Source organism: Mesorhizobium sp. M7A.F.Ca.CA.002.05.1.1, from assembly GCF_003998335.1.
Classification (GTDB): Bacteria; Pseudomonadota; Alphaproteobacteria; order Rhizobiales; family Rhizobiaceae; genus Mesorhizobium.
This window is the reverse complement of sequence record NZ_RZQI01000186.1, coordinates 1,931-8,214: the sequence shown is the minus strand read 5'-3', so window position 1 is coordinate 8,214 and position 6,284 is coordinate 1,931. Positions and strand designations below refer to the sequence as shown.

Below are 6,284 nucleotides of genomic sequence, written 5' to 3'. Positions count from 1 at the left end.
ACGTTCACCGGAGCGATCAGCGATGAGGAGCTCATCCGATATTATCGCAGCGCTTCCTTCGGCGTCTTTCCCTCGCATATCGAGGGCTGGGGCTATGGCGCCTCGGAATGTCTCGATTTTGGCATTCCGGTCATCGTCTCGACCGCGCCGTCGCTGATCGAGGCGAGCGGCGGGCTGATGCCGGCGATCGATTCCAATGACCAGGCCAGCTGGTACGCTGCGATCCGCAGGATGGCGGAAGACGCGGACTGGCGCTCATCGCTGACGGAACGCATCGCAAAGCAGCATCGCCCGACGCCGGCATCGGCCAGCTGGGCTGCCATCAAGGCTGGCCTGCAGGCAAGCGCTTCCCTCCGGCCGAAGTCCTAGAGCAATTCTAGGAAAAGTGTGAAGCCGTTTTCCCTTGGGAATTGCGTCAAAACAAAGAGTTAGAGCAGATCGCCGTTTCCGTGAAACGGTGAAATGCTCTAGGCGGGCCGTTTCTTCGCCTTCTTGTGCTTGGGCGCGCCGGTGGTGTCGAATTTCGGCTTGCCCGGCTTTTTCGCCCATGGCTTTGCCTCATGCGCGGCGGCCGGGCGCTGATCGACTGCTGCCGGTGCACGTTTTTCGAATTTGCGCTTCGGCGCGTTGGGGTCGAACGGCGCCTTGCCGCGATGCGGCTTCTTGTCGGGGCTTGGCGGCTGATAGCCGGCGCGTGAAAGATCGGGCGTACCATCGAGCCGCTTCACCAGGATGTTGCCTTGCAGCTTGCGGTCGGGACCGATCGCGGCCAGGAAGCGGTCGGCCCAGTCGGCTGATATCTGCACGTAGGTCTCTTCCGGCTGCATCTTGATGGCGCCGATCTCGCGCTTCGAGATGCTGCCGGTGCGGCACAGCATCGGGATCAGCCAGCGCGGCTCGGCATTCTGCCGGCGCCCGATCGACAGCGAGAACCAGACGCTGTCGCCGAAATCGTCGCGGCGGCTGGGCGCCTCGTCGCGGCGCGCGAAACCTTCGCCCGCCGGTCTTTCACGCGACGGCGTGAAGGGCGCGATCTCCATGAGGTCCTCGGGCGCCGAGCGGCTGGCGCGGCACTGGCGCACGAAGGCAGCGGCCACCTGTTCGGCGCCATGTCTGGCGAGCAGCGCGTCGATGAAACCGCGTTCGTCGTCCTTCACCGGCTCGTCGAAAACCGGGTCGGCCAGGATGCGCTCGTCGTCGCGCCGCATCACGTCGTCGGCCGAGGGCGGGCTCGCCCATGTTGCCTTGAGGCCGGCGTTCTGCAGCAGCCGCTCGGTGCGCTTGCGGGCGCTGTTGGGCACGATCAGCGCGCTGACGCCCTTGCGCCCGGCGCGGCCGGTGCGGCCGCTGCGGTGAAGCAGCGTTTCCGGATTGGTCGGCAGATCGGCATGGATGACCAGCTCCAGATTGGGCAGATCGATGCCGCGCGCCGCGACATCGGTGGCGATGCAGACTTTTGCGCGGCCGTCGCGCATTGCCTGCAAGGCATGGCTGCGCTCGTTCTGGCTGAGCTCGCCCGAAAGCGCCACGACGGAGAAGTTGCGGTTGTTGAAGCGCGCGGTCAGATGATTGACGGCGGCACGCGTGTTGCAGAACACCAGCGCGTTCTTGGCTTCGTAATAGCGCAGCACGTTGATGATGGCGTTCTCGCGGTCGGGCTGGGCGACGCTCAGCGCCCGGTATTCGATGTCGAGATGCTGCTTCTCCTCGCCGGCGGCCGAGATGCGCACCGCATCGCGCTGGTAGCCCTGGGCGAGCGTGGCGATCGAGCGCGGCACGGTGGCCGAGAACATCAGCGTGCGGCGTTCGGCCGGAGCAGCGTCGAGGATGAATTCGAGGTCTTCGCGAAAGCCGAGATCGAGCATTTCGTCGGCCTCGTCGAGCACCACCGCCTTCAGCGCCGACATGTCGAGCGAGCGCCGGGTGATGTGGTCGCGCAGCCGGCCGGGCGTGCCGACGACGATATGGGCGCCGCGCTCCAGCACACGCCGCTCCGAGCGCATGTCCATGCCGCCGACGCATGACGCCACGGTGGCGCCGGTCAGTTCGTAGAGCCATTCCAGTTCGCGCGTCACCTGCAAGGCGAGTTCGCGCGTCGGCGCCACCGCCAGCGCCAGCGGTGCGGCGGCGTGGCCAAAGCGCTCCGCGCCCTCAAGCAGGGTCGGCGCCAGAGCGAGGCCGAAGGCCACCGTCTTGCCGGAGCCTGTCTGCGCCGAAACCAGCGCATCGGCCTCGCCGAGTTCCGGCGCCACAACCGCCTTCTGGACGGGCGTCAGCTCGGAATAGCCGCGTTTTTCCAGCGCCCTTGCCAGCGCGGGAACGAGTGCATCGAAGTTGGACATCTTACTCTTTCGGAATTCGGATTCTTATATGCCCAGCAATGGGCCTGTCTTCGGCGGGCGTCGGGACGCTCCATGAGCCGGATGGTCATGCCGTTCGTACTTCGTGCCGCCGCCATTGTACAGGGCAACAGGACGCTCATCGCAATTGACTCTTGACGCAAACCGCGTAAAAGCCCGCTTTGAACGGGATCGTTTTTCGATGCGCGGCCTTTTGATGGCTCTTCTTGCATTCGATGCCCCCAGCCTCAATGCACATCATTGGGCCGGGCGCGTCGGCGCGTCCCCTCGTTCCAGCAAAACTATGGCCAAAACCACCACCAAAACGGTGTGACTCCCTTGGCCTAACCACCCTCTCCCGGGTTCGGCCCGGGGGACGGAACCCGCATCGGCCAGCGGGTTTCTCCAAAAACCAAGCGGAGAGGGACAGGAGATTTTTCGATGAGTTTCAAGGTAGCGATCGTCGGCGCCACGGGCAATGTGGGCCGGGAAATGCTCAACATACTGGAAGAGCGCGGCTTTCCGGTAAGCGAAGTCGTGGCGCTGGCGTCGCGGCGCAGCCAGGGCACGGAAGTGTCGTTCGGCGACCGCACGCTGAAGGTGAAGACGCTCGACCAGTATGATTTTTCCGACACCGACATCTGCATCATGTCGGCCGGCGGCAGCGTCTCCAAGGAATGGTCGCCGAAGATCGGCAAGCAGGGCTGCGTCGTCATCGATAATTCGTCGGCCTTCCGCTACGACCAGGACGTGCCGCTGATCGTGCCGGAAGTGAACCCGGACGCGATCTCGCTGTTCACGCGCAAGAACATCATCGCCAATCCGAATTGCTCGACGGCGCAGCTGGTGGTGGCATTGAAGCCACTGCATGACTTCGCCACCATCAAGCGTGTCGTCGTCGCCACCTACCAGTCGGTGTCGGGCGCCGGCAAGGAAGGTATGGACGAACTCTTTACCCAGACCCGCGCGGTCTTCGTCGCCGATGGCGTCGAGGTCAAGAAGTTCACCAAGCGCATCGCCTTCAACGTCATCCCGCACATCGACGTGTTCCTCGACGACGGCTCCACCAAGGAAGAGTGGAAGATGGTCGCCGAGACCAAGAAGATGCTCGACCCCAAGATCAAGCTGACGGCGACCTGCGTGCGCGTGCCGGTGTTCATCGGCCATTCGGAAGCGGTCAACATCGAGTTCGAAAAGCCGATCACCGCCGACGAGGCGCGGGATATCCTGCGTGAAGCCCCAGGCTGCCAGGTCTTGGACAAGCGCGAGGACGGCGGCTACATCACGCCGCTGGAATCGGCCGGCGAGGACGCCACCTTCATCTCGCGCATCCGCGAGGATTCGACCATCGACAATGGCCTGTCGATGTGGATCGTCTCCGACAATCTGCGCAAGGGCGCCGCACTCAACGCGGTGCAGATCGCCGAGTTGCTGGTCGAGCGCGGCCTGATCCAGCCGAAGAAGAAGGCGGCTTAGTTTTCGCTCACGGGCCGTATCGCCGCTGCCGCGGCGGGCCCTCCGCGGGGGCGCCGAACGATCGGCGGCCCGCAGTCGCGTGCTCGGCCTTTGGCCGTTAGCTCCCTTCTCCCCGTTCACGGGGAGAAGGTCCCGGCAGGGGGATGAGGGGCAGCACCAGCCTCAGCTTCGATTCTCAGCCGCCAACCCAACCAGCAGCTCCAGCGCTTCCTCCGCCCGGTCGGCGGGGACGAACAGATGGTCGTGGTAGAAGGCCGAAACCGGGTTCACGCCCATGCCGGCGGCGGCGAGGCGCGTGGTGATGGCGGCGAGGAAGCCGACGGCCTCCAGCGACGAATGGATGTTCAGCGTGACCATCCGGCAGCGGAATGACGCGGTCAGTGCCGCAGCGATGGCCTTCTCCTCGGTTACGATCAGCGTCACGCCCTCGCGCTCGCGAAACACCATCACCGGCTCGAGGCCTTCCGGCTGAGCGACGCCAGGCGCCAGCGTGGCGAAGACATAGGTGCCGGCCAGCAGTTCCGGCGTCATCGATGCCAGCAGTGTCTTCAGATCGGTCTCGCCGGTCATTCGTTTCTCTCGCCTGCAGAAATGGGCCGCAGCCCACGTGCTCTTCAATATCCGCGACCGGCGCGTGCCGATAGTCCTGGCGCTGCAAGGACGACATGGCGATGTCGCTGGCGGCTGGGCTTGCGGACCTGTCGCATCGCACAATAGAGGAGCTGAGGGCCGATGCCGGTCCGTGAAAGGCCTTCGATGATCGTTCGCCCGCGCCCCACATTCCTGCAGCTGTTCTTCATCATGCGCGGTTCGGTCGTGCCACGCATCCTGCCGCAGATATTGGGCTTCGCGCTCTATTCCGCGATCATCCTGGCCGTGGCGCGCCGGTTCCAGCTTGATTTCAGCGTCTTCAACATCACGCCTTTCGGCCTCGTCGGCGTGACATTGTCGATCTATCTCTCGTTCCGCAACAACGCCGCCTACGACCGTTGGTGGGAGGCGCGCAAGCTGTGGGGCGCGCTGGTCTTCGAAATGCGCAACCTGGCCCGCGCCACCACCAGCCTCATCCCGGACCAGACCGAGCAGCGCGCCCTGCTGATGGAAGCGCTCGCCTTCTGTCATTTCCTGCGCGGGCAGTTGCGCAAGATCGACAGCATGAAGGATGCCCGCGCCTTCATCGACGCCGAGGCGGACAAGGCCGCAGCCTTTTCCAATCCGGCAGATGAGATGGTCAGGCGCATGGGCCGGCGTGCCAATGCGCAGCGCCGGGCGGGCGATGTCGACTCGATCGGCTTTCGTATCCTCGATGAGAGGCTCGCGTCGATCGCCGCCATCCAGGCCGGCTGCGAGCGGATCGCCGGTACGCCGTTACCCTTCGCCTACACGCTGCTGGTGCATCGCACGGCCTATATCGTCTGCCTGCTGCTGCCGATCGGCCTGATCTCGACCACCGGTTGGGCAACGCCGCTGTTCACGGCGCTGATCGCCTACACCTTCTTCGGCCTCGACGCGCTTTCGGAAGAGCTCGAGGATCCGTTCGGCACCGAGGCCAACGACCTTGCACTCGACGGCCTCTGTCGTGTCTGCGAAATCTCGGTATTCGAAGCGCTGGGCGAGACCCCGCCGAAGATGATGCCGGCGGAAAAGTTCTATTTTTCGTAGGCGAAGGCGCGCGGGCTTAAAACAATCCGGACCTCTGTCGGATCGCAGCCCCATGCCACGTCCTTGGTTCGACCCCAGCGAAAAGGGCTCGAACCACTAGGAGGGACCACCATGAGCATTTCCGAAACCGCGCCCGTCTCGCCGGGCGCTTTATGGACCGGCCGCGCGCTCAGCGGCGTTATCGTGCTGTTCATGATCTTCGATGGCGTCATCAAGCTGCCGCCGCTCGATGTCGTCACCCAGACGATGGTGCCGCTCGGCTGGCCGGCCGATGCCAATGTCGCGCGCATGCTGGGCGTCATCAGCCTGATCTCGACCGCTCTCTATGCACTGCCGCGCACCTCGGTGCTCGGCGCCATCCTGCTCACCGCCTATATGGGCGGCGCTATCGCCACCAATGTCCGCGTCGACAACCCGCTGTTCTCGCACATGCTGTTCGGCGTCTATCTCGGCATTATCCTGTGGGGCGGCCTGTATCTGCGCGATGCCAGGGTCCGCGCGCTGATCCCGTTCAGCCGTTAGATCCAGATCGAAGCATCGCTTTCCGCTGAAAGCCTGACCCTTTGCCGGGTAATGTCTCAGGGATCGAATCGCGGAGTTGCGAGTTAGAGATTCGCCTGGCGGCGGAGGCGGCTCCTATCGGAGAGGAACGATGATGAAGAAAATGATGCTTTTGATGGCGCTGCTGGTGCCGCTCGCCGCTTGTTCGCAAACGGAAAAAGGCGCGGCCGTAGGCGGCCTCGGTGGCGCTGCCGTCGGTGCGGCGGTCGCTGGCGATCCGGTTGAAGGCGCCGTCGTCGGTGGTGC

6 protein-coding genes are annotated in these 6,284 nt (G+C 64.4%); 4 read left to right on the top strand and 2 right to left on the bottom strand.

Going from position 1 to position 6,284, the window contains the following annotated elements:
- On the top strand, positions 1-369 hold a 369-nt coding region (locus EN939_RS12255), incomplete at its 5' end, for a glycosyltransferase (RefSeq protein WP_127268222.1).
- Positions 370-467: 98 nt separating this feature from the next.
- Here EN939_RS12255 and EN939_RS12250 read toward each other — a convergent pair.
- Positions 468-2,342, bottom strand: a complete 1,875-nt coding sequence (locus EN939_RS12250; RefSeq protein ID WP_127268221.1) for a DEAD/DEAH box helicase — start codon at positions 2,340-2,342, stop codon at positions 468-470.
- Positions 2,343-2,780: 438 nt separating this feature from the next.
- Between EN939_RS12250 and EN939_RS12240 the strand changes: the two genes are divergently transcribed.
- Positions 2,781-3,815 (top strand): aspartate-semialdehyde dehydrogenase, encoded by a 1,035-nt coding sequence (locus EN939_RS12240; protein WP_023814446.1) that lies wholly within the window; start codon positions 2,781-2,783, stop codon positions 3,813-3,815.
- Positions 3,816-3,977: 162 nt separating this feature from the next.
- Here the strand turns inward: EN939_RS12240 and EN939_RS12235 are convergent, their stop codons facing one another.
- Positions 3,978-4,385 (bottom strand): ACT domain-containing protein, encoded by a 408-nt coding sequence (locus EN939_RS12235; RefSeq protein ID WP_127268219.1) that lies wholly within the window; start codon positions 4,383-4,385, stop codon positions 3,978-3,980.
- A 162-nt stretch (positions 4,386-4,547) separates the two neighbouring features.
- Here EN939_RS12235 and EN939_RS12230 point away from each other — a divergent pair, with 162 nt between their 5' ends.
- Together EN939_RS12230 and EN939_RS12225 are read left to right on the top strand one after the other, a co-directional pair.
- Entirely contained in the window at positions 4,548-5,477 is a 930-nt protein-coding gene (locus tag EN939_RS12230) for a bestrophin family protein (protein ID WP_236382962.1), read from the top strand.
- Positions 5,478-5,588: 111 nt separating this feature from the next.
- Positions 5,589-5,999, top strand: coding sequence for a DoxX family protein (locus tag EN939_RS12225; protein ID WP_127268218.1), 411 nt, complete (start codon positions 5,589-5,591; stop codon positions 5,997-5,999).
- Positions 6,000-6,284: the final 285 nt, after the last annotated feature.